The following is a 19,343-nucleotide window of genomic DNA, read 5'->3' as shown; positions in this document are numbered from 1 at the left end:
GGGATGGCGGGAAGAGAAGGTAGGAACTTGAGACTAGCAGTTCATGGGCCGCGCTCGCCATGGGCTATTGGATGGAGGACGGGCGCAAAAAAACAGGGAGTTTTGCTTAACCCTAAAGGGTAATGACGAGCAGTCTCTCAAGACGCGTAGGCGGCGCATCCGGGCGCGGCTACTATCTTGCGATATACGTGCTGATAGCCTGAGAGGAAAACCGTACCATGTCTTACACCATCAACGTGAACGGCCGCCAGCAAGTGGCGGACGTGGAGGGCGACACGCCGCTGCTGTGGGTGCTGCGCGAAACCCTCGGCATGACGGGGACCAAGTTCGGCTGCGGCATCGCGCAGTGCGGCGCGTGCACCGTGCATCTCGACGGCAATCCGGTGCGCTCCTGCGTGCTGCCCATCGCCGCGGTCGGCGCGCGGCAGGTGACGACGATCGAAGCGGTCAACGCCACCGACAGCGGCAGGCGCATCCAGGCCGCCTGGCTGGGGGTGGACGTGGTGCAGTGCGGCTACTGCCAGTCCGGCCAGATCATGTCGGCGGCGGCACTGCTGGCGCGCAATCCGGCGCCGAGCGATGCCGACATCGATGCCGCGATGTCGGGCAATCTGTGCCGCTGTGCGACCTATATCCGCATCCGCGCCGCGATCAAGCAGGCCGCCACCGGCAAGATCGAGGTGACGCAGGCGCTACCGCATGACGCCGCCGGAGGTGGCCAATGATGCCCGCGCGCCGCCAGGTGCTGAAGGCCGGCGGGCTGGCGGTGGGCTTTGTCTGGCTGGGCCTGCCAAAGATGGCGCAGGCGCTGGTCAATCCGCATCGCCAGCCGGGCGACGCGGCGGCCGCCGCCGCCGATGGCGCGCCGCCGTTCGCCCCCAACGCCTTTGTCCGCATCGACGCCGATGGCGCGATCCGCCTGGTGATGCCGATGGTGGAGATGGGGCAGGCGATTTACACCGGCTCGTGCATGCTGCTGGCCGAAGAGCTGGATGTGGACCTGGACCAGATCCAGGTCGAGCACGCGCCGGTCAACGAGGCGCTGTACGGCATGCGGCTGCTGGCCGGCCAGATCACCGGCGGCTCCACCAGCACGCGCAGCACCTTCACGGAATTGCGCCAGGCCGGCGCGGTGGCGCGGACGCTGCTGGTGAGCGTCGCAGCGGCGCGCTGGAAAGTCGCGCCTGACGCCTGCACGGTCGAACGCGGCGTGATTCGCCACCGCGCCTCCGGCCGCAGCCTGAAGTATGCGGAGGTGGCGGCGGCGGCCGGCAAGCTGCCCGATCCCGGCGCCGTCAAGCTCAAGGACGCCAAAGATTTCCGCCTGATCGGCAAGCCGATGGCGCGCCTGGACGCCCGCGACAAGGTGTTCGGCCTGACCAAATTCGGCATCGATGTGAGCGTGCCCGGCATGCGCGTGGCGACGGTCAGGGCCTGCCCGACCTTTGGCGGCACGCTGGCGCGGTTCAACGACGCGGCGACGCGCAAGGTGCCCGGCGTGATCGAGGTCCTGCGCATCGGCAACGCGGTGGCCGTGGTGGCGACGCATTTCTGGGCCGCCAAGCGCGGCATGGAGCGGCTGGAGGTGGCGTGGAACCGCGGCGCGAACGCCACGCTGACGTCGAAACAGCTGCGCGACGAGCTGGCCGCCAGCCAGGCGCAGGGCAAGGCGGTTGTCGGCCGCGAGGTGGGACAGCGTCCCGCCGGCGAGCTGATACAGGCCACCTACAAGATGCCGATGCTGGCGCACGCCACCATGGAGCCGCTGAACGCCACCGTGCACGTCACGCCGGAGCGCTGCGAAATCTGGGCCGGCACCCAGGTGCCGATGCACGTGGTGGAAAACGCGGCAAAAATCACCGGCCTGCCGCAGGAAAAAATCCTGCTGCACACGCAGTACATCGGCGGCGGCTTCGGCCGTCGCCTGGAAACCGACTATGTCGACCAGGCGGTGGCGTTCGCCAGGCAGGTGTCCTATCCGCTCAAGATCATCTGGACGCGCGAGGAGGACATCGGCCACGACATCGTGCGGCCGATGTACCACGACGTCATTTCCGCCGTGATGGACAGCCAGGGCTATCCGGCGTGGTTTGGCGACCGCATCTGCAGCGGCACGGTGCTGGGGCGCTGGCGTCCCGGCGCCATGCGCGCCGACGGCATGGACAAGGATGCGATCGAATCGGCGGCGGACCTGCCGTATGCGGTGCCCAACCTGAAGGTGGAGTGGGTGCGCCACGACATGCCGCCGGGCTTGCTGGTCGGCTGGTGGCGCGGCGTCGGCGCGCTGCACAATCTGTTCGTGGTGGAGAGTTTCTTCGACGAGCTGGCGCACAAGGCCAAGGCCGATCCGGTCGCCTGGCGCAAGCCGATGCTGAAGCACCATCCGCGCCTGCTGGGCGTGCTGGAACTGGCCGCCAGCAAGATCGGCTGGGGCACGGCGCTGCCGCCGCGCGTGGGCCGCGGCGTGGCGCTGGGCGATCCGTTTGGCAGCAATGTGTGCGCCATCATCGAGGTCGAGGTGTCGCCGCAGGGCGACGTGCGCCTGCGGCGCGCCGTGGTGGCGGTCGATGTCGGCATCCCGGTCAACACCGGGTCGATCGAATCGCAGATCCAGGGCGGGCTGCTGTTCGGCATCAGCGCCGCGATGTTCAACGAGATCACCATCGAGCAGGGCGCCATCCAGCAAAGCAACTTCAACGACTACCGCATGATACGCATGAATGAAACCGCACCCATCGATGTGCAGATTGTGCACAGCATGGAAGGCCCGGGCGGCGTCGGCGAGCTCGGCACCGCGATTGCGGCGCCGGCCCTGTGCAACGCGATCTTCGCCGCCACCGGCGTGCGCATACGGGAATTGCCGATACGCCGCGAGCTGCTGGCGCAGGGAGCACGCGCATGAAGCCGCTCCGTATCCTGATGCCGGTGCTGCTGTGCGCCGTGGCCGGCGTGGCCGCCTATGCTTATCTGACGCGTTCCGATCCCGCCACCGGGACCGCGCCCGCCATCGCCGGCGCGCCGGCGACGGCGTCGCGGGTGGTGCGCGGCGAATACCTGGCGCGCGCGGCGGACTGCGTGGCTTGCCACACCACGCCGGGCGGCAAGCCGTTTGCCGGCGGCCTGGCGTTCAAGCTGCCGTTCGGCACGCTGTACTCGTCCAACATCACGGCGGACAAGACCACCGGCCTTGGCGACTGGAGCGACGACGACTTCGTGCGCGCGCTGCACGACGGCGTGCGCCACGACGGCCAGCGCCTGTATCCGGCGTTCCCCTACACCTCGTACTCGCTGTTGAGCCGTGAGGATGTGCTGGCGATCAAGGCTTATCTGTTCAGCCTGCCGCCGGTGGCGCAGGCCACGCCGCGGCCGGACCTGTCGTTCCCGTTCAACCAGCGCTGGGCGATGGGCTTCTGGAACGCGGCGTTCTTCCAGAGCGGCCGCTTTGCGCCGGACGCCGGCAAGTCGGCCGAATGGAACAGCGGCGCCTACCTGGCGATTGCGCTGGCCCACTGCGCCGCATGCCACACGCCGCGCAATATCGGCTTTGCGCTCGACCATCGCAACGAACTGGCCGGCACGGTGGTCAATGGCTGGCGCGCGCCGAACCTCACCGCCGACACGCGCGATGGCATCGGCGCATGGAGCGACGCCGACCTGTACCAGTATCTGCGCTTCGGTCACGCGGCGCAGCACGGCGCCGCCGGCGGGCCGATGGGCGAGGCGGTGGAAAACAGCCTGCAATACCTGGACCCGCAGGACACCCGCGCCCTGATCGCCTGGCTACGCAGCATGCCGGCGCGCACCGGCGATCATCCGGTCGCGGTGAACGCCAGGCCGGAGACGGTGCAGGCCTCGACCGCCTACACACCGTCGCCCGCCACGCCGGCCGATCTGCAGGGCGGCCTGCGCCTGTTCGCGGGCAGCTGCGCCAGCTGTCACCAGTGGAGCGGGCAGGGCGCGCAGTCGGACTACGCGGCGCTGATCGGCGCGCGCTCGGTGAACGACCCGTCCGGCCAGAATGTCACGCAGGTGATCCTGCATGGCGCCAGGATGCGCATCGGCGCCGAGGAGGTGTTGATGCCCGCCTTCCACGCCGCCTTCACCGATGCGGAAATCGCGCAACTGAGCAATTATGTACTATTCCAGTTCGGCGGCAAGCGCGGCAATGTCACGGCGCAGATGGTCGCCGACCAACGCAAGAATTGACGATATGATTGGAAATGACCGATGACGCATCAACCTAAGCTGTTCACGCCGATACAAGTCCGCAATTTATCCCTCGCCAACCGGATTGTGATTGCGCCGATGTGCCAGTATTCGGCCGTCGATGGCTGCATGAACGACTGGCACCAGATGCACCTGGGGCAGCTGGCGCAATCCGGCGCCGCGCTGCTGACCATCGAGTCGACCGCCGTCGTCGCCGACGGGCGCATCAGCTTTGCCGATGTCGGCCTGTACGACGACGCCAGCGCCGCCGCGATGGGCAAGACGCTGGAGTCGGTGCGCCGCTGGTCCGCCACGCCCATCGCGGTGCAGCTGAATCACGCCGGCCGCAAGGCCTCGGTGCAGCGGCCATGGCAGGGCGGGCGGCAGATCGCGCCGGACGCAGCCCATGGCTGGCAAACCGTCGGGCCGTCGGCCATCGCGGTGCGTGACGACTACGTGGCGCCGTCGGCGCTCGATAAGGCCGGGCTGCGGCAGATACGCGACGGCTTCGCCGCCGCTGCGCGCCGCGCCGCCAGCATCGGCATCGACGCGGTCCAGATCCATGCCGCCCACGGCTATCTGCTGCATCAGTTCCTCTCGCCGCTGTCGAATCAGCGCGGCGACGAGTACGGCGGTTCGATGGCGAACCGCGCGCGCTTTCCGCTGGAGATTTTCGACGTGGTGCGCGAGGCGTTCCCATCCGAGCGCGCCGTCAGCGTGCGCATCTCCGGCACGGACTGGCTTGAGGGCGGCTTCACCATCGACCAGGCGCAGGCTTTCTCGCAGATGCTGGAAGCGCGCGGCGTCGATGTGATCCACGTCTCCAGCGGCGGCCTGCGTCCCGATCAGAAGATCCCGGTCGGCCCCGGTTACCAGGTGCCGCTGGCGCGCGCCGTCAAGGACGTGGTCAAGGTGCCGGTGGTGGCCGTGGGCCTGATCACCGAGCCGGCCCATGCCGAGGCGATCATCGCCAATGGCGACGCCGACCTCATCGCGCTGGCGCGCACGGTGCTGTATGACCCGCGCTGGCCGTGGCACGCGGCGGCCGCCCTCGGCGGACAGGTGCACGCGGCCAGCCAGTATCTCCGTTGCCAGCCGGCGCAGTATCCGGAGCTGTTCCGCTAGCGGAATTCCTCGGCCAGGAAATCGATGAAGGCGCGCACCTTGGCCGGCAGGTTGCTGCGGGTCAGGTAGTACAGGTAGAGGTCGGCGTCCGGCAGCGTGTAGTCCTGCATGATTTCCTTGAGCCGGCCGCTGGCCAGGTATTTGGCCACGTCCCACTCGGAGCGCTGGACGATGCCTTGTCCGTCCAGCGCCCAGTTCATGACGATGTCGCCGTCGTTGCTGGAGACGGCGCCGCGCACTTTCACCAGCTCCTCGGTCTTGCCCTTCTTCAGGCGCCAGGTGCCGTAGACGTCGTCGTTCTGGCGGTGCAGGATGCAGCGGTGGTGGTGCAGGTCGGCCGGCGTCCGCGGTTCGCCGTGCTTCTTCAGGTACGCCGGCGAGGCGCACAGGAAACGCTTGTTGGCCATCAGGCGGCGCGCGGTCAGGCGCGTGTCCGGCAGCTCGCCGAAGCGGATCGCCAGGTCGTAGGCTTCCTCCACCAGGCTGATCGGCCGGTCGGTCAGGTGCAGTTCCACCTCCACTTCCGGATACGCATGGGCGAAGCGCGAGACGATGGGCGCGATGCGCGTGCGGCCGAAGCCCGGCGTGCCATTGATGCGCAGCAAGCCTTTCGGCGCGGCGCGGCTGCTCGACACCGATTCCTCCATCTCGCGGATCTGGTGCAGGATCTGCGTCGCCTGCGCCAGGTAGGCTTCCCCTTCGTTGGTCAGGCTGATGCGGCGCGTGGTGCGGTTGACCAGGCGCACGCCCAGCCGCTGCTCCATCAGGCTGAGGCGCTTGGTGACGGCCGGCGGCGTGATGCCCAGTTCGCGGGCGGTTGCCGTCATGCTGCTCAACTTGGCCAGCAGCACGAAAAACGTCAGGTCGGGCGCGGTATCATTTTTCATTTAAAGTGAATAAAGGTTTCAATCTAAGTTAATTTTAACAGTTAAATTCAAGAGTAAGCTAACGGCTTCACAACTGGAGACTGCAATGAGAATCGTTGAAATCCGCGAAAAAACCGTACCGATCAGCTCACCTATCCGTAACGCCTACATCGACTTCAGCAAAATGACGCTGAGCCTGGTGGCGGTGGTGACCGACGTGATTCGCGACGGCAAACCGGTGATCGGCTACGGCTTCAACTCGAACGGCCGCTACGGCCAGGGCACGCTGATGCGCGAGCGTTTCATCCCGCGCATCCTGGAAGCCGATCCGGCCTCGCTGGTCGACGACGCCGGCACCAACCTCGATCCGCACAAGATCTGGAACTGCATGTTCACCAACGAAAAACCGGGCGGCCACGGCGAGCGCTCGGTGGCCATCGGCACCATCGACATGGCGATCTGGGACGCGGTCGCCAAGATCGAAGGCAAGCCGCTGTTCCAGCTGCTGGCCGACCGCTACGGCAACGGCCAGGCCGACAAGAAAATCTTCGTCTACGCCGCCGGCGGCTACTACTATCCAGGCCAGGACCACGGCAAGCTGAAGGACGAGATGCGCAGCTACATCGACCGCGGCTACACGGTGGTGAAAAAGAAAATCGGCGGCGCCTCGCTGGATGAAGACCTGCGCCGCATCGACTCGATCCTGAGCGTGCTGGGCGACGGCCAGAAACTGGCGGTGGACGCCAACGGCCGCTTCGACCTCGACACCGCGATCCAGTACGCCAAGGCGCTGTCGCAGTACGACCTGTTCTGGTACGAGGAACCGGGCGATCCGCTGGACTTCGAGCTGCAGGCCACGCTGCGCAACTACTACAAGAACCCGATGGCCACCGGCGAGGACTTGTTCTCGATGCAGGACGCGCGCAACCTGATCCGCTACGGCGGCATGCGTTCCGACCGCGACTGGCTGCAATTCGACTGCGCGCTGAGCTACGGCCTGGTCGAATACCTGCGCACGCTGGACATGCTGCGCGAACACGGCTGGTCGCCGAAGCGCTGCATCCCGCACGGCGGCCACCAGATGTCGCTCAACATCGCGGCCGGCCTGGGCCTGGGCGGCAACGAATCGTACCCGGACCTGTTCCAGCCCTACGGCGGTTTCCCGGACGGCGTCAAGGTCGACAACGGCTACATCACCATGCCGGACCTGCCGGGCATCGGCTTCGAAGGCAAGGCCGACCTGTATCGGGAGATGGTGAAACTGGCTGAATAACACGCCATACCGCCATCAAGCCGGCCGTCGAAGCCGGCGCATGGCCACATTCGGTGAAAGACTCAGAGCACAGCGTAGGGCGCGAGCGGATTGTCCGCTTGCCGGCTCTACGCTGGCGTTCGTCCATCATTTTTGTTTTCGCGGGAGGAGACCCCATGAATGCGCAACGTTTCAAAAAGCTGGCTTCCACACTCTACATACAAGTCATTGTCGGCCTGACCGCCGGCGTCCTGGTCGGACATTTCTATCCCAATATCGGCGTCGAGCTCAAGCCGCTCGGCGACCTGTTCATCAAACTCATCAAGATGCTGCTGGCGCCGATCATCTTCGCCTCGGTGGTGGTCGGCATTTCGCGCATGGGCAGCGTCAAGGAGACCGGGCGGGTCGGCGCCAAGGCCATGCTGTATTTTGAAATCTGCTCGACGCTGGCACTGGTGTTCGGCCTGATCGTGGTCAACGTCATGAAGCCGGGCGTCGGCATGAATATCGATGCGGCGCAGATCGACACCGCCTCCATCAAGAGCTATGCGGCGGCGGCGCAGCACCACACCACGCTGGAATTCCTGATGAATATCGTGCCGGACAGCGTGGTCGGCTCTTTCGCGCAGGGCAATATGCTGCAGATCATTCTGTTCTCGCTGCTGTTCTCGTTTGCCTTGAACCGCCTCGGCAGCAAGGTCGCGCCGCTGGTCGATGGCCTGGATATGTTCTTGCACGGCATGTTCGGCGTGGTGCGCATCGTCATGCACCTGGCGCCGATCGGCGCCTTCGGCGGCATCGCCTTCACCATCGCCAAGTACGGCATCGGCACGCTGAACTCGTTTGCCGAGCTGATGATCGCGGTCTACCTGACCTGCTTCCTGTTCGTGGTGCTGGTGCTGGGCACGGTGATGCGCTACTGCGGCGTGCCGCTGTGGGGCTTCCTGAAATACATCAAGGATGAAATCCTGATCGTGATGGGCACCGCGTCCACCGAGGCGGTGCTGCCGCAGATGATGCTGAAGATGGAAGCCATGGGCTGCCAGAAGAAAGTGGTGGGTCTGGTGCTGCCGACCGGCTACACCTTCAATGCCGACGGCACCGCCATCTACCTGACCATGGCGGCCATCTTCATCGCGCAGGCGACCAATGTCGACATCACCATCTGGGACCAGCTCGGCATTCTGGGCGTGATGCTGCTGACCTCGAAAGGCTCGGCCGGCGTGGCCGGCGCGGGCTTCGTGGCGCTGGCCGCGAGCCTGGCGTCGATGCACAAGATTCCGCTGTCCGGCCTGGTGCTGCTGGTCGGTATCGACCGCTTCCTGAACGAGGCGCGCGCCGTGACCAATCTGATCGGCAATGGCATTGCCACCATCGCGGTGTCAAAATGGGAAGGCGCGCTGGACATCGAACAGATGAAGCGCGCGTTTGCCGGCGAGGCCGTCATCGCGCCTGTCGCCGCGCCAACCGTGGTTGCCGCCAGGAGACAGAACGTATGACCGCACGCCTGCTGTGCGCCACCCCGTTGATTCAGCCGCTGATCGACCGCGCGCAGGCCGAGTTCGGCGTGATCGCGTCGCAGGATGGCCAGCTCACGGTGGCGCAAACCATCGACACGCTGAAGAACACGCCGTCGCTGAAGGCGGTGCTGATTTCCAGCCGCATCCGCTTCGACGCTGCCGCCATCGAGCAGTTGCCGGCAAACGTCAGGCTGATCGCGACGTGCAGCGTGGGTTACGAGCACATCGACCTGGCCGCAGCCGCGGCGCGCGGAATTTTCGTCACCAACACGCCGGACGTGGTGACTGAGGCCACGGCCGACCTCGCGCTGTTCCTGATGCTGGGCGCGTTGCGGCGCGGCCGCGAGTACGCCGCCATCATGGAGCGCGGCTGGCGCGAACGTTTCGGCCTCAGCGACATGCTGGGCCTGGACTTTCATGGCAAGACGCTGGGCATCATCGGCATGGGCCGCATCGGCCGGGCGGTGGCGAAGCGGGCGGCCGCGTTCGGCGTCAAGGTGCTGTACCACAACCGGCGCCGCCTGGCGCCGGCGCTGGAGCAGGGCGCCGTTTATTACAGCGACGTGCGCGCCATGCTGCCGCAGTGCCAGATCCTGTCGCTGCACGCGCCGGGCGATGCCGCTTCCAACGGTTCCATCGACGCCGGCGTGCTGGCGCTGCTGCCGCGCGGCGCGGTGCTGGTCAACACCTCGCGCGGTTCGCTGGTCAACGAGGACGACCTGGTCGCGGCGCTGGAGAGCGGTCAGCTGGCCGCCGCCGGGCTGGACGTGTTCCGCGCCGAGCCGGAATACGACCTGCGCTTCCAGCAGCTGCCGAATGTCTTCATGACGCCGCACATGGGCACGGCCACCGTCGAAACGCGCGCGGCCATGGGCCACCGCGCGCTGGACAATGTGGCCGATGTCCTCGCCGGCCAAACGCCGCGCGATGCGCTGGTGTAATCAGGCATAGACGTCGATCAAATTGCCCGAAGCCGGGGCCGGCGTCGATGCGGCCTGCGGCGCATCCGGCGCCGCCCTGGCGCCGGACCCGTCGGCCTGCGCAATCCGCTGCTCGATCTGGCTGATGCGCGCCGAAATGGCCTGAATATCCTGCTTGCCCTTCGGCGTCTTGGCCGACGCGCAATTCACGCAATCCGACAACTGCTGCTGATAACGCTGCAATTGCGCCTGCAGGCTGGCAGCGGACGGTCCGCCGCCATACGCGGCGGAGGCTGCCGACGATGCACCAGTGGTAATGGCGAGCGACATGGCGGTGCGCTTATTTTTTCATCGCATCCTTGGCCATTTCGTCCTTTTTCATCTCGTCTTTTTTCATTTCCTCCTTGGCCATCTTGTCCTTCTTCATCTCGTCCTTCGCCATTTTTTCCTTGTGCATGGGCTTTTTCATGGCATCCTTGGGCATGTCTTCCTTCTTCATGGCATCCTGGGCGTAGACCGCGCCGGACAGGGTCAGGCAGGCGGCGATCAAGGCGGCGGTGATTTTTTTCATGATGGTTCCTCAGTGAAGTTAAACAGCAGAAGTCGTGCGACGGCGCCGCAGTAACAGTGAGTTCGCAGCAGACAGGAAATTGGTTACACGGCGCCCGGATAAAATTTATTTTGCAACCGCTGTAACCATGGGCCGCGATGCAACGAATACCTGAGGTGGATCCTTTACGCAGCACCGAACTACGCCTGCATGCCTTGTTCCTGCAAGGCCTGGAGGGCGACGCCCTGGCCTATCGCCGCTTCCTGCAGGCGACGGCGACGCATTTGCGCGCCTTCCTGCGGCGCCGCCTGAACCGCTGGCCGGACGAGGTGGAAGACCTGGTGCAGGAATCGCTGCTGGCGATTCACAACCAGCGCCTCAGCTATGACACCGGCGTGCCGCTGACGGCCTGGGTCTACGCCATCGCCCGCTACAAGCTGATCGACTGGCTGCGCCGCCACGCCCGGCGCGACAGCCTGCACGATCCATTGGACGAGGTAAGCGAGGGCGAGAGCGCGCTGTTTTCCAGCGCCGACGAGGCGGCCGGCGATGCGCGCCGCGACCTGGCCACCTTGCTGGCCAAACTGCCGGACAAGCAGCGCGACGCCATCATTCACACCAAACTGGACGGACTGTCGGTACGCGAGGCGGCGGGCCTGTTGCGCATGTCGGAGGCCGACATCAAAGTATCGGTACATCGCGGCTTGAAAGCCCTGGCCGCGATCTTGAGAGATGCACTATGAAGACAGATGACTTGATCACAATGTTGTCCAGCGGGCCAGACGTCGGCGTCGCCGCGCGGCCGACGCGCGCCACCCTATTGCCGCTGCTGGCCGGCCTGCTGGCGTGCGTCGTATTGATGCTGGCGTTGCTCGGCGTGCGGCCCGACCTGGCGCAGGCGGCGGCATTGCCGGCCTTCTGGCTGAAGGTTGTGTTTGCGGCCGCGCTGGCCGCTGCCGGCTGGACGGCGGTCAAACGCCTGGCCGTGCCCGGCGTGAGGACGGCCAGGCTGCCGCTGTATCTGGCCGCGCCGGTGCTGGCGGTCTGGCTGGCGGCGGCGGCCCTGCTGTGGCAGACGTCGCCGGAATTCCGCGCGGCGCTGTTCTGGGGCCGTACCTGGCGCTACTGCCCGTTCCTTATCGCGCTGTTGTCGCTGCCGATGCTGGCCGCCGCGCTGCACATCATGCGCGGACTCGCCCCGACACGCCTGCGCCTGGCCGGCGCGGCGGCGGGATTCGCCGCCGGTGCCTCGGCCGCACTGGTGTACTGCCTGCATTGTCCCGAGATGAGCGCCGTGTTCGTCGGATCGTGGTATTTGCTGGGTATTCTGATTGCCAGCGCCATCGGCGCGCTGGCGGGGCCGCGCGCGCTGGCCTGGTAAGGCATTACAGGTCGGACAACGGTGTATCGGCGCCGGCGTTGCCGGCTGCGAGCGCCAGGATCAGCGTGTTCAGATCCTGCTCCATGCGCGCCAGGGTGGCCGCATCCATCGACGCCAGCGCGTCCGGCAGGACGCCGGCAAACGGCATCGGCGCCTTGCGCAGGCTGGCTTCGCCGGCCGGCGAGAGCGTCATGGCGACCGCGCGCCGGTCAGCGCCGTCCTTGGACTGTTCGATCAATCCTTGCGCCACCAGCGCCTTGACCAGATTGCTGGCGGTGGTCTGGTGAATATCCAGCGCGCGCGCCAGGCCGTTGACGCCGATGCCGGGCTGCTGCTGGATCACGCTAAGTGCCCACAGCTGCGAACCGCCGATGCCGGCCGTTTTTTCAACGTTGCGGAAATGGGTCTTGACCGCGTTGAAGACCACGCGGAACTGGCGCAGCACCCGGGTGGCCGGCGCTGCCTCGGGTGAGGGAGGTTGATTCGCTTGCATGGGCGGGATGATAGCGCAATTGTCAGCCCGGAATAGCGTAAAATATATTTGTACAAATATATTTGACGCGCACATGAAAACCCGGCACGACATCACCTCGTCCTTTAACCGCGAGTTCCGCGATTGGCGCATCTGGGCCACGCGCGGCATCGTTGTGGCCGCCGCCTGTGTCGCCGGCCTGACCATCGTCGCCTTCACCTGGCTGGGCGAGCAGGCGCTGGAACTGTTCATGCAGGCGTTCCGCTCCCATCCGTGGATCGCGCTGCTGTGGACGCCGCTGTGCACGGCGGCCATCGTCTGGGTCACGCCGCGCTACTTTGCGGCGGCGGCCGGCTCGGGCATTCCGCAGGTGATGGCGGCGCTCGACCCGCTGGCGTCGGCGCCGGTGCAAAACCGGCTGGTGTCGCTGAAACTCAGCCTGGCCAAGGTCGGCTTGACGACCTGGGGCCTGCTGGCCGGCCTGTCGCTGGGCCGCGAAGGGCCGTCGGTGCAGGTGGCGGCCGGCATCATGCTGACCGCGCGCCGCTGGCTGCCGGAGCGCTCGGCCGTCAGCACGCACGGCCTGCTGGTGGCCGGCGGCGCGGCCGGTATCGCCGCCGCCTTCAACACGCCGCTGGCCGGCATCATGTTCGCCATCGAAGAATTGTCGCGCACGCCGGAACAGCGCAGCAGCGGGCTGCTGATGTCGGCCATCGTGCTGGCCGGGCTGATGGCGGTGTCGGTCTACGGCAACGCCACCTATTTCGGCATCATCCACGCCAGCGGCATCGACCTGTCGCTGCTGCTGCCGGGGCTGCTGGTCGCCGTGGCCAGCGGGGTGCTGGGCGGCGTGTTTTCGCGGCTGCTGCAAGCTTCGCTGGGCGGCAAGGGACGCGACCTGATGTCGCGCCTGCGCGGCGCCCGGCCGGTGCTGTTCGCCGCCGTGTGTGGCCTGCTGGTGGCGCTGATCGGCTACGTGTCGGCCGGCGCCACCTTCGGCAGCGGCTACGGCCACACGCGCCACATGGTGGCGGGGCAGGAGACCTTGCCGGCGCTGTTCCTGCTGCTGAAGTTTGTCGCCACCTGGCTGACCACCTGGTCCGGCGTGCCGGCCGGGATCTTCGCGCCGTCGCTGGCCATCGGCGCGGCGATCGGCAACGACATCGCGCTGCTGTTGCATGCGCCGAACGCGACCGCGCTGATCGCCCTGGGCATGGTCGGCTTCCTGGCCGCCGCCACCCAGGCGCCGCTGACTTCGTTTATCATCGTGATGGAGATGGTGGATGGCCATTCGATGGTGTTGAGCCTGATGGCCTGCGCGATGGTGGCGCGCACCGTCTCGCGCGTCATCAGCGCGCCGCTGTACAGCGTGCTGGCGCAGCAACAATTGACGAATGCGACCGCCGCCGAAAAATAGGGGAACCATGTCTGCCAGCCGTCTGACGTTTTCCATTGTAACGCTGAGTTTTGCACTGACCACCTGCGCTGCGCGTGCCGCCGTGCCTTGTCCGGCCGCCCCGGTGCGGGTGGCGTTTTATGAAACCGGCTATCTGTCTTTTGGCGACAGGGGCGTCGACCGCGAGCTGGTGGCGGAGCTGGCCCGGCGTTCGGGGTGCCGCGTCGAAGCCCTCACGCCGCCCCGCGCGCGCGCCTATGCCATGTTGCAGGCCGGGCAGGTCGATATCGTCACCGCCGCCCTGGTCAACCATCAGCGCGACAGCTACGCGTTTTTCGTCCCCTACATGCAGCAGCGCTTCGCCATCGTGCTGCGGCGCGACACGGCCGCCGGCGTCAAGACCAGCGATGCCTTCGCGGCGCGCCCGGCGCTGCGCTTCGGCGCCGTGCGCGGCGTGAACTATGGCGGTGAACGGGACCAGTGGTTGGCGCGCATGGAGCGCGAGCGCCGGCTGGAGCAGGGCGCTTCGCCGACCACCGCCTTCCGCATGCTGGGTTCCGGCCGCTTCGATGCGATGTTCGCGATTCCGCTTCAGTATGAAAAAGAACTGGCCGACCTGGGCATGCAGAATCGCGTCGAGATCGTCGACTGGTTCCCCGACGAGACCACGCCGCTGCGCACGCTGGCGTTCTCGCGCAAGAACTTCTCCGCCGAGCAGTTGCAGGCGTGGGAGGGCGTGTTGAAGTCGATGCAGAAAGACGGCTTCGTCAAGCGCGTGCTGGAAAAATACCTGACGCCGAAAGAGGTCGCCAAAGCCGTCATTAAATGATCTGACGCGCCAGCGCGCCGCCGTCGCCTTGCCAGAACTCGCGGTCGGCCTGGCGCACGCGGTTGGCGGCTTGCTGCATGTGTTCGATCGCCGCCGCGCGCGCCTGTTCCGGTGAGCCGGCGCTGATGGCGGCCAGGATCTGGCGGTGCTCGTTCAATACCTGTTCCGCCAGTTCCGCGCGGCGCGCCTCGTTGGCGCGCGTCACCTGCACCGCCGAGCGGATCGGCGCGGCGAACATTTCCACCAGCGTGGACCAGGCGCTGTTGCCGGTCGCCTGCGCGATCAGCAGGTGGAAGCGGAAATCCTCCTCCACGCCATCCTGGCCATTCGCCACCGCTACCTCGATGCTTTGCAGGGCGCGTTCCAGTTCCAGCAATTGACCGGGCGTGCGGCGCAATGCCGCCAGCGCCGCCGTTTCGCCTTCCAGCCCGCGCCGTACTTCAATCAGGTTCAGCAGCGATTCGATGGAGCGCGCCGTCAGTGCATCCGATTCCGCTTCCGGCAAGCGGTGCACGAACGCGCCGCTGCCCTTGCGGGTATCGAGGATGCCTTCCTTCTTTAGCAATGCGATGGCCTCGCGCACGATGTTGCGGCTGACCTGGAAATGGCTCGCCATCGCCTGTTCCGACGGCAAACGGGTGCCGACGGCCAGCGCGTCGTCGCGGATTTTCCTGCGCAGTGCGGCGGCGACCCGCTCGCCCAGCGTGCCGGCGGCGAAGGAACCCTGGGTGGTGTGCGATGTATCCATGATGTAAATGTTGGCTCCTGGTTGCGGCGCTATTGTAGCCACCGCACAGTGGTTAAGCACGCCTTTCGGCAGAATCTGCTCGGTACACATTATTTCATCAATGTACAAAAATACTGAATTACGAGTATCATTGCACGAATTAAGAACAACTAAGAACAGATTTAATACAATTCGAAAGGCTAATCATGAAAGTTATTGGCATCTCTCCGCATCGGCGGAACTTCCTGCGCAAGGCTGTGACCGCAGCGCCGGCGGTGGCGTTGATCGCCGGCGCGGGCGTCGGCGTGGCGGCCAGCGTGTCGCCGGCGGAGGCGTATCGTCCCGCCTATTTCACCGAGGCGGAATGGCAAACGCTGATGGCGCTGGTGCAGCGCCTGATCCCGCCCAACAGCGACGGCCCCAGCGCGCTGGAGGCGGGCGTGCATGAATTCATCGACCTGCAAATGAACACGCCGTATGCCTACGGCAAGCTGTGGTTCATGCAGGCGCCGTTTGTGGCCTCGCCGCCGGAGTTCGGCTACCAGTTCCACATGGCGCCGCGCGACCTGTACCGCAGCGCGCTGGCCGGCCTGAACACGGTCACCCAGCAAAAGCTGGGCAAGGGCTTCGCCGCGCTGGATGCTGCGCAGCAGGACGCCGTCATCGGCGAACTGGAGAAGGGCACGCTGGCCATCGGCGAAGTACCGCCAGCGGTCTTTTTCGGCCAGCTGTTGCAAAACACCCGCGAAGGCTATTTCAGCGACCCTGTCCACGGCGGTAACAAGGACATGGCGGCGTGGCGCATGATCAATTTCCCCGGCGCGCGCGGCGACTATATGGACTGGGTCGAGCAATACGGCAAGCACTATCCGCTGCCGCCTGCCTCGATCGCTTAAGGAATCACATGGCAGATATCACACTGAAAAAAGTCGAGGTTGTCATTGTCGGCTTCGGCTGGACCGGCGCCATCATGGCCAAGGAACTGACCGAGGCCGGCATGGAAGTGCTGGCGCTGGAGCGCGGCGAGTACCGCGACACCTATCCGGACGGCGCCTATCCGAAAACGCTGGACGAGCTGACCTACATCCAGCGCTCCAAGCTGTTCCAGGACATGTCCAAGAGTTCCTTCACCTTCCGTCACGACGTGGGCGGCTTGGCCGTGCCGTATCGTCAGATCGGCGCGTTTAAGCCGGGCACCGGCGTTGGCGGCGCCGGCCTGCACTGGTCGGGCCAGCACTGGCGCGTGCTGCCGGAAGAGCTGCAACTGAAGACGCACTACGAAAAACGCTACGGCAAGAAATTCATCCCGGAAGGCATGACCATCCAGGACTTTGGCGTTACGTATGAAGAGCTGGAGCCGCATTTCGATTTCGTCGAGAAAGTGTTCGGCACCTCGGGCGTGGCTTACCGCGTCAATGGCAAGGTGGTCGGCGAAGGCAATTTCTTCGAGCCGAACCGCTCGGACCATTACGCGCTGCCGCCGCAGAAAGTGCCGTACACCGCGCACCTGTTTCAGAAGGCGGCTGCCGAGGTGGGCCTGCATCCCTTCGTGGCGCCGTCGTCGAACGCGTCCGGCCCGTACACCAATCCGTATGGCTGCCAGATGGGGCCGTGTAATTTCTGCGGCTACTGCTCGGGCTTCGCGTGCTACAACTATTCCAAGGCGTCGCCGCAGGTGAACATCATGCCGGCGCTGCGCCAGGTGAGCAATTTTGAGTTGCGCGCCAACTGCAATGTACTGCGCATCAATCTGGACGCCAGCAAGAAGAAGGCCACCGGCGTTACCTACGTCAACGCCGACGGCAAGACCGTCGAGCAGCCGGCCGACCTGGTGATCGCCAGCACCTTCGCCTACAACAACGCGCATCTGTTCCTGGTGTCCGGCGTCGGCAAGCCGTATGACCCGGTCAGCGGCGAGGGCGTGGTTGGCCGCAATATCGCCTACCAGACCATGTCGACCGTGCAGATGTTCTTCGATCCGGACAAGAACACCAATCCTTTCATCGGCTCCGGCGGCAACGGCGTGGCGGTGGACGACTACAACGGCGACAACTTCGATCACGGCCCGCTGGGCTTCGTCGGCGGTTCGCCGGCGTGGTGTAATCCGGCCGGCGTCAAGCCGATCGCCGGCATTCCGGTGCCGAACGGCACGCCGGCCTGGGGCGCGGCGTGGAAACGCGCGGTGAAGGACAACTATGCCAACACGGTGTCGTTCGACGTCCATGGCGCCAACATGGTGTACCGCGACTGCTATGTCGATCTCGATCCGACTTACACCGACCAGTTTGGCCAGAAGCTGCTGCGCTTCACCTTCGACTGGAAGGACAACGATATCAAGATGAGCCGCTACGTTACCGACAAGATGCTGGCGGTAGCCAAGGCGATGAATCCGAAATCGATCCACGTCGCGGTCAAGAACTTCGGCGATCACCTGGACCTGCGCAGCTACCAGACCACCCACTGGGCCGGCGGCACGGCGATGGGCACCGATCCGAAGACCAGTGTGCTCAATCGCTATCTGCAAAGCTGGGACGTGTCCAACGTCTTCGCTGTCGGTTCGAGCGTGTTCCCGGTCGGTATCGGCTACAACCCGACCGGCCTGGCCGCCGCGCTGACCTACTGGTGCGCCAAGGCGATCCGCGAGCAGTACCTGAAAGATCCCCGTCCACTAGTTGCCGCGTGAGTCGTCCATGAACAAAAAATTTAACGTAACGAACCTCATTGCCGGCCTGGCGCTGGCGCTGGCCGGCTCCGGCAGTTGGGCCGCAGGCGTGGACCAGCAACTGATCAAGCAGGGCGAGTATCTGGCGCGCGCGGGTGACTGCTTTGCGTGTCACAGCGTGGCGGGCGGCAAGCCGTTTGCCGGTGGACTGGGCATGGCTACGCCGATCGGCAAGGTCTATTCGTCCAACATCACGCCGGACAGGAAGGAGGGCATCGGCGACTGGAGCTTTGCCGACTTCGACAAGTTGATGCGCACCGGCGTCACCAAGGCCGGCTACACGGTCTATCCGGCGATGCCGTATCCCTCGTATTCACGGTTGAGCACCGCCGACATGCAGGCGCTGTATGCCTACTTCATGAACGGCGTGCAGCCGGCGGCGACGCCGAACCGCAAGTCGGACATCGTCTGGCCGCTGTCGATGCGTTTTCCGCTGACGATCTGGCGCTGGGTGTTTGCGCCGAAGCCGCAGCCGTATGAGGCGCCGGCTGCCTCGGACGCCAATGCCCAATTGCTGCGTGGCGCGTATCTGGTGGAAGGCCTGGGCCATTGCGGCGCATGCCACACCGCGCGCGGCGTCGGCATGCAGGAGAAGGCGCTGAACGGCCTGGATAACACGGTGTATCTGGCCGGCGGCCAGGTCATCGACGGCTGGGGCGTGCCATCGCTGCGTAACGAACATGGCGGTGGGCTGGCGCGCTGGACCAATGCGGACATCGTGGCGTTCCTGAAGTCCGGCCGCAACGACCACACCGCGTCGTTCGGCGCGATGAACGATGTGGTGGCGCATTCGACGCAGTACCTGAACGAGGGCGATCTGGCCGCCATCGCCGGCTATCTGAAGTCGCTTCCTGCTGCGAATAACGCCAAGCCGTTTGTCAGCGATCAGACGACGGCGCAGGCGCTTTACAACGGCAAGCCTGCTACCGCCGGCGCACTGACTTACCTGAACAAGTGCGCGGGCTGTCACCGTTCCGACGGCATGGGCTACGGCAAGGCCTTCCCGGCGCTGGCCGGCAATGCGGTGTTGCAGACGGCGGACGCCACGTCGGCCATCAACATCATCCTGTCCGGCGGCGCGGTGCCGGGTACGCATACCGCGCCGTCCACGCTGACCATGGCGCCGTATGCCAAGGAGCTGAATGACCAGCAGGTGGCCGAGGTGGTCAACTTCATCCAGACCAGCTGGGGCAACCAGGGCGGCACCACGACCGCCAAGGATGTGGCCAAGGTGCGCAAGGTGTCGATACCGGTGCAGCCGGTGACGGAGGCCGCCTATGCCGCCGGTCGCGCGGGTACGCTGCCGAAGGCGATTGTGCGTCCAAGCCGCGTCGGTGAGCTGGATACGAAGTAAGCGGCGAAGTAAGCAAATGATAT

At 65.6% G+C, this 19,343-nt stretch carries 19 protein-coding genes; 14 read left to right on the top strand and 5 right to left on the bottom strand.

What is annotated here, in order from left to right:
• Positions 1-218: 218 nt before the first annotated feature.
• Genes GJ695_RS03780 through GJ695_RS03765 form a run of 4 tightly spaced genes read left to right on the top strand, consistent with a single transcriptional unit; the run spans position 219 to position 5,331 of the window.
• Entirely contained in the window at positions 219-725 is a 507-nt protein-coding gene (locus GJ695_RS03780) for a (2Fe-2S)-binding protein (protein WP_154362279.1), read from the top strand.
• Positions 722-2,902, top strand: coding sequence for a xanthine dehydrogenase family protein molybdopterin-binding subunit (locus GJ695_RS03775; RefSeq protein WP_154362278.1), 2,181 nt, complete (start codon positions 722-724; stop codon positions 2,900-2,902). The genes GJ695_RS03780 and GJ695_RS03775 overlap by 4 nt, the downstream gene beginning before the upstream one ends.
• Entirely contained in the window at positions 2,899-4,206 is a 1,308-nt protein-coding gene (locus GJ695_RS03770; protein WP_154362277.1) for a c-type cytochrome, read from the top strand. Before GJ695_RS03775 ends, GJ695_RS03770 begins: the two co-directional genes overlap by 4 nt.
• A gap of 21 nt (positions 4,207-4,227) precedes the next feature.
• On the top strand, positions 4,228-5,331 hold the full coding sequence (locus GJ695_RS03765) for an NADH:flavin oxidoreductase/NADH oxidase (RefSeq protein ID WP_154362276.1): 1,104 nt from the start codon (positions 4,228-4,230) through the stop codon (positions 5,329-5,331).
• Here the strand turns inward: GJ695_RS03765 and GJ695_RS03760 are convergent.
• Complete coding sequence (locus tag GJ695_RS03760; protein ID WP_154362275.1) at positions 5,328-6,218, bottom strand: LysR family transcriptional regulator; 891 nt, start codon at positions 6,216-6,218, stop codon at positions 5,328-5,330. The two genes, GJ695_RS03765 and GJ695_RS03760, sit on opposite strands and share 4 nt — an antisense overlap.
• Before the next feature lie 85 nt (positions 6,219-6,303).
• Between GJ695_RS03760 and GJ695_RS03755 the strand changes: the two genes are divergently transcribed.
• The 3 genes from GJ695_RS03755 (at position 6,304) to GJ695_RS03745 (ending at position 9,910) form a co-directional block, all read left to right on the top strand.
• Positions 6,304-7,470, top strand: coding sequence for a mandelate racemase/muconate lactonizing enzyme family protein (locus GJ695_RS03755; protein ID WP_154362274.1), 1,167 nt, complete (start codon positions 6,304-6,306; stop codon positions 7,468-7,470).
• Between the two features lie 155 nt (positions 7,471-7,625).
• Positions 7,626-8,948, top strand: a complete 1,323-nt coding sequence (gene dctA, locus GJ695_RS03750) for a C4-dicarboxylate transporter DctA (protein WP_154362273.1) — start codon at positions 7,626-7,628, stop codon at positions 8,946-8,948.
• The gene (locus GJ695_RS03745; protein ID WP_154362272.1) at positions 8,945-9,910 is read left to right on the top strand and encodes a 2-hydroxyacid dehydrogenase; all 966 of its coding nucleotides are present in this window, start codon (positions 8,945-8,947) and stop codon (positions 9,908-9,910) included. The genes dctA and GJ695_RS03745 overlap by 4 nt, the downstream gene beginning before the upstream one ends.
• Here GJ695_RS03745 and GJ695_RS03740 read toward each other — a convergent pair whose 3' ends face one another.
• On the bottom strand, positions 9,911-10,219 hold the full coding sequence (locus GJ695_RS03740; protein WP_154362271.1) for a FlxA-like family protein: 309 nt from the start codon (positions 10,217-10,219) through the stop codon (positions 9,911-9,913).
• Between the two features lie 10 nt (positions 10,220-10,229).
• On the bottom strand, positions 10,230-10,460 hold the full coding sequence (locus tag GJ695_RS03735; RefSeq protein WP_154362270.1) for a pentapeptide MXKDX repeat protein: 231 nt from the start codon (positions 10,458-10,460) through the stop codon (positions 10,230-10,232).
• Positions 10,461-10,597: 137 nt separating this feature from the next.
• Between GJ695_RS03735 and GJ695_RS03730 the strand changes: the two genes are divergently transcribed.
• Both GJ695_RS03730 and GJ695_RS03725 read left to right on the top strand, forming a co-directional pair.
• A complete protein-coding gene (locus GJ695_RS03730) occupies positions 10,598-11,182 on the top strand; it encodes a sigma-70 family RNA polymerase sigma factor (protein WP_154362269.1) in 585 nt (194 codons plus the stop codon).
• Between the two features lie 20 nt (positions 11,183-11,202).
• A complete protein-coding gene (locus GJ695_RS03725) occupies positions 11,203-11,820 on the top strand; it encodes a DUF1109 domain-containing protein (protein WP_229260387.1) in 618 nt (205 codons plus the stop codon).
• A gap of 4 nt (positions 11,821-11,824) precedes the next feature.
• Here the strand turns inward: GJ695_RS03725 and GJ695_RS03720 are convergent, their stop codons facing one another.
• Entirely contained in the window at positions 11,825-12,313 is a 489-nt protein-coding gene (locus GJ695_RS03720; protein ID WP_154362267.1) for a MarR family winged helix-turn-helix transcriptional regulator, read from the bottom strand.
• A gap of 73 nt (positions 12,314-12,386) precedes the next feature.
• Here GJ695_RS03720 and GJ695_RS03715 point away from each other — a divergent pair, with 73 nt between their 5' ends.
• On the top strand, positions 12,387-13,709 hold the full coding sequence (locus tag GJ695_RS03715; protein ID WP_154362266.1) for a chloride channel protein: 1,323 nt from the start codon (positions 12,387-12,389) through the stop codon (positions 13,707-13,709).
• A 7-nt stretch (positions 13,710-13,716) separates the two neighbouring features.
• The gene (locus tag GJ695_RS03710; RefSeq protein ID WP_166455074.1) at positions 13,717-14,517 is read left to right on the top strand and encodes a substrate-binding periplasmic protein; all 801 of its coding nucleotides are present in this window, start codon (positions 13,717-13,719) and stop codon (positions 14,515-14,517) included.
• Here GJ695_RS03710 and GJ695_RS03705 read toward each other — a convergent pair.
• The gene (locus GJ695_RS03705; RefSeq protein WP_154362264.1) at positions 14,510-15,265 is read right to left on the bottom strand and encodes a FadR/GntR family transcriptional regulator; all 756 of its coding nucleotides are present in this window, start codon (positions 15,263-15,265) and stop codon (positions 14,510-14,512) included. The two genes, GJ695_RS03710 and GJ695_RS03705, sit on opposite strands and share 8 nt — an antisense overlap.
• 185 nt (positions 15,266-15,450) lie before the next feature.
• On the opposite strand from GJ695_RS03705, the gene GJ695_RS03700 reads away from it, so the two are divergent.
• From GJ695_RS03700 to GJ695_RS03690, 3 genes are read left to right on the top strand one after another with little or no spacing between them, the layout of a single operon-like run.
• Complete coding sequence (locus tag GJ695_RS03700; protein ID WP_154362263.1) at positions 15,451-16,140, top strand: gluconate 2-dehydrogenase subunit 3 family protein; 690 nt, start codon at positions 15,451-15,453, stop codon at positions 16,138-16,140.
• Positions 16,141-16,148: 8 nt separating this feature from the next.
• Positions 16,149-17,927, top strand: coding sequence for a GMC family oxidoreductase (locus GJ695_RS03695; protein ID WP_154362262.1), 1,779 nt, complete (start codon positions 16,149-16,151; stop codon positions 17,925-17,927).
• A 7-nt stretch (positions 17,928-17,934) separates the two neighbouring features.
• Positions 17,935-19,320: a cytochrome c gene (locus GJ695_RS03690; RefSeq protein WP_154362261.1), complete on the top strand. Its 1,386-nt coding sequence runs from the start codon at positions 17,935-17,937 to the stop codon at positions 19,318-19,320.
• Positions 19,321-19,343: the final 23 nt, after the last annotated feature.

Origin of the sequence: Duganella alba, assembly GCF_009674495.1 — a bacterium.
In the GTDB taxonomy this organism is placed as follows: domain Bacteria; phylum Pseudomonadota; class Gammaproteobacteria; order Burkholderiales; family Burkholderiaceae_D; genus Rugamonas; species Rugamonas alba.
This window is presented reverse-complemented; position numbering and strand designations above follow the sequence as displayed.